Annotated in this window: 4 protein-coding genes; all 4 read right to left on the reverse strand. The window is 58.4% G+C overall.

Going from position 1 to position 3,418, the window contains the following annotated elements:
- Positions 1 to 788: 788 nt before the first annotated feature.
- A complete protein-coding gene (locus N0B51_RS14735; protein ID WP_259963355.1) occupies positions 789 to 1,625 on the reverse strand; it encodes an FAD:protein FMN transferase in 837 nt (278 codons plus the stop codon).
- Complete coding sequence (locus N0B51_RS14740) at positions 1,615 to 2,166, reverse strand: FMN-binding protein (RefSeq protein WP_259963356.1); 552 nt, start codon at positions 2,164 to 2,166, stop codon at positions 1,615 to 1,617. Before N0B51_RS14740 ends, N0B51_RS14735 begins: the two co-directional genes overlap by 11 nt.
- A gap of 15 nt (positions 2,167 to 2,181) precedes the next feature.
- Entirely contained in the window at positions 2,182 to 3,072 is an 891-nt protein-coding gene (locus N0B51_RS14745) for a DUF6662 family protein (RefSeq protein WP_259963357.1), read from the reverse strand.
- Between the two features lie 155 nt (positions 3,073 to 3,227).
- Positions 3,228 to 3,418 (reverse strand): hypothetical protein (locus N0B51_RS14750; protein ID WP_259963358.1); only part of this gene is annotated, 191 nt, incomplete at its 5' end.

Here is a 3,418-nt window from a genome sequence, read left to right on the forward strand (position 1 = left end):
GGGCGAGGAAAGCTGCTCGCCCCCGATCCGCGTCAGCCTGCCAGCAACGCAGAACCCGACTTCTTCAACAGAATAGGCCCACTAGCTGCCGGTCAGCAACGCGCCCTAAATTCGGCCGTTTGCGCTCAAACCGGTTGGTCCCTTTAGCTGCCGTTTGGCGGGCCGTTGTGAAACGTCCCAAGCTCGGACTTGCGTTTGGTCGTAGCTAATGCGTCGGGAGGTAGTGAGTCCTACCTTCGATCTTGTCGACCCGTATCTCTCGCTGACGCGAGTTCATACGGCAGCAGTGCGATAGATGACAGCGGGAGTGGCTGGCAAATGGCAACTGCGTTCGAACTAGCGCCTCCCATTCCGGAGGCGGCTCCCATTCCAGTAGTGCCAAGCAAAAATAGCTGGGAGGATGAGTCCTATCATCCAATGGATCACGCTCGTCCAGGCGCGAAGACTTTCACCGCCCGCATAATAGAGGAGGTATCCCGAGCTAGTCAGGATGATCAAAGCCATCCCGAGCAGGATGCCGAGAACGCGTTGCTCCTTGTGACTCCATCCCTTGGGAATGTGCGCAACGAACATGGCTCCAACGCCAAGCAGGGCCGGGATGAGAAATAGGCCGTGAAGTCTCAAAGCCCAAGGCTCAACTGGACTCATCTCCGGGCCGAACTCTCCCTCGACTTGACCAAAATAGTGCAGCAGCAGCCATGCAGCACCCGTCAGGAACAGGCCAGCGCCGCTCCAGCACAGAAGATGTATTTGCCAGCTCGCAAGCTTTGCAGTCCTACGATGCCGCATCAGGCGGTTGCACCCATGAAACCAGATTCGAGGACGTATCCTCCGCGCGCCGCGAGGAGGCCCTGCGCGAGCTGTCGATCCGCCATGGCAACTTTCGTCATTGCGTCGGCGAGCACACAACGGGGTGCGATCACGCTTACACTCTCCTTGGAAAAGATCGAGCGGCCGTTTGAACCTCTATGCGGGGAGCGAGAGATACCCCATCGACGCTTGCGACTATGCAGGTTCGACGATGTGGCCATTGCGGAATCGATCAACGGTACTGTTTTGCCGAGGCTCCCCTCCGCGTTTCGCAGGGTGATTGTGCTGGCCTGGTCGCCAAATGTCCGTAGGTCGCCGCCCGCGTTGACTAGGCCACGTTTGCATCCCGCTGCCTGCATCGCTGCAACCGCCCGGTCGACGGCATAGCCTTTCGCGATACCGCCCAGATCAATCAGGAGCGGGCGATGGAGCCGCACCGAACACTCATCGAGAATTTCAAGGTCAGTAAGATGACCCGGCACATTTTTCCATCTGGTCCGAGGCTTGGGCAAAAATCCATCGCGCACCAACTCGCGTCCGATTGATACGTCGAACACTCCGCGGCTCACCCTAAAGAGGTCGAGGGCTATCTCCAATACCTCCACCGTCAGGCGCGACACCTGAACAATCTCGCCAACAGTAGTGTCGCGCATCAACGCCAGATCGCTTGTGGGTTCGTGGAAAGACATGCGTCGGTGCACTTCGGCGATGGCGTCGAACCCGACATCGATGACCGAAGCATCGCCTTCTGTTTCGATCTCGACGTAGGTCCCAAGCCACGGCCGACAGCGCCTTGTTCTTGCGTCACGTAGCATGAGACAAAGCAACCTCATGTATCGCCAGCAGACGTTTGACACCGTCTGTCAGGTTGCGACAGGAAAGGGTCGCGCCCGAGATATTCGGGATGTCCTTGTTGAGCTTAAACTGATCGTCGACCGACTTCCCTTTGAACAGGGCACGCCATTTTGGGCTACGCACCTGTCCGCCTTTGCTTTCGCGATAAGACAGGATTTCCATGCCGAGGACTTTGCCATCCGGCGAGATCGCTGTCGCGTAGGTGATGTATTCGTGTTTGCCGATGACCTCATCGACAAGCACCCATCCCAAATGACGCGACCCAGCCATCGCCTTCCAGACCTGGGGATTGGCGGTACGCTGCGGTACCCCGGCGATGGATCTGATGCGCTTGAGCTGACTTGCGTCCAAGACCACCTTGTAGGGCAGGAATGACTGAGCCTGCGGAACCAGCACGCGCTGTGCCTCCGCTACGCTCAAATAGTCCGTTGCAAGTGCTGGATAGGGCGCCGCCGCGATCACGGGGACCAGAAACAATTGCCGCCAGAGCCGAGAAGTCATTGCTGCCTCTTCAGATCAGAAGTTATAACCGAGCTTCAACCGGAACTCGTCCTTGGTCTTCTCGATCAGGTGAAGGTTGCCGGTTTGGCCCGGATAGCGCTCGCCGCCACCGGCGAGCTGCGGGAACCAGGTTAGGGTGGCCCAGATCTTCTTGCCACCGTAGTGGATTGTAGGTCCCGCAAACAGCGACCACCGCTCCTGTCCGACCTCTGTCTCGAACTCGGTTGCATATTGGGTTTCAGCGCCGAGATACCAGTTGGACGCGACGCGATAGGTAATGCCCGTGCCCGCCGTAAGTTCGATCTCTGCCTCGGGCGTTGTCGGCCAGTCGAAATCTGGTGGCAAATCGGCAATCGGCGCACGATCGGCCACACCGGCTTTTATGCCCAGATTGCCGACCCATACGATCTGACCCTGCCGGAAGTATTTCTGGGCCGCGAGGACCACCTTGCCTTCGAACTCGGTCTTGTCCTGTCCGCTGTGCGGGTCAAGGCGCTTCCATTCGGCAGCGGTGATAATGGCAAGACCGAAGTCGTCCAGTGCGGGACTGAGGATATTGAACTTCCCCTTGACTTCGAGACCGGCGAAGCGCGGCCCTTTGTTGATTTCCTTGGGAAGGTATCCATCGATCAGCAAGCCACTGGAATCGATGGTCAGGAATTGCGCGGCGACTGCGAGCGAAACTCTATCGGTCACGCCGTACTCGCCCTCGATCTCGGTATCGACCGCGTCGTATTCGCCCTGTCCCTTGCCGCTCCGCAGGGTGTTGACAACATAGACCTCGCCTGAACCCTTGGGCAGCGTCTCAGCCCCGGCATTGTAGCCGAGCAGATTTTCGTCCGCATGGGCGACCGACGGCAGGCCAAGCGCAAGTGCCGCTGTTGCGGCGCACAGTTTAAGCTTCAAGATTCTTCCCCTTCAATCGCGAGTCGGAGCGATCCCTACCTTTCTCGATATTGCAAATCAATCGCAATATCGAGACGTGACCCCCTGATTTTCCTTCACGCTGGATTACAGTCCGCCACCGAGGCAGCGTTGTTGATGCCAGGCGTCGCCGCGCGTCACCAGCCACCGAACTCGGGCACATGTGAGCCGACCACCGGACTAATTCGGGAACTCCTTGCCATTGAGCGGCAGTTTTGAGATTTTCTCACCAGGAGCGGACAGTCAGGTTTCGCCCCTATTCTGTTGAAGAAGTCGGGTTCTGCGTTGCTGGCAGGCTGACGCGGATCGGGGGCGAGCAGCTTTCCTC

The sequence above is a fragment of the Tsuneonella litorea genome (assembly GCF_025154015.1).
Classification (GTDB): domain Bacteria; phylum Pseudomonadota; class Alphaproteobacteria; order Sphingomonadales; family Sphingomonadaceae; genus Tsuneonella; species Tsuneonella litorea.

Excerpts from the sequence above, each read along its gene's own strand:
- N0B51_RS14735 (WP_259963355.1), bottom strand. The coding sequence starts at position 1,625 with ATGCTACGTGACGCAAGAACAAGGCGCTGTCGGCCGTGGCTTGGGACC.
- N0B51_RS14740 (WP_259963356.1), bottom strand. The coding sequence starts at position 2,166 with ATGACTTCTCGGCTCTGGCGGCAATTGTTTCTGGTCCCCGTGATCGCG.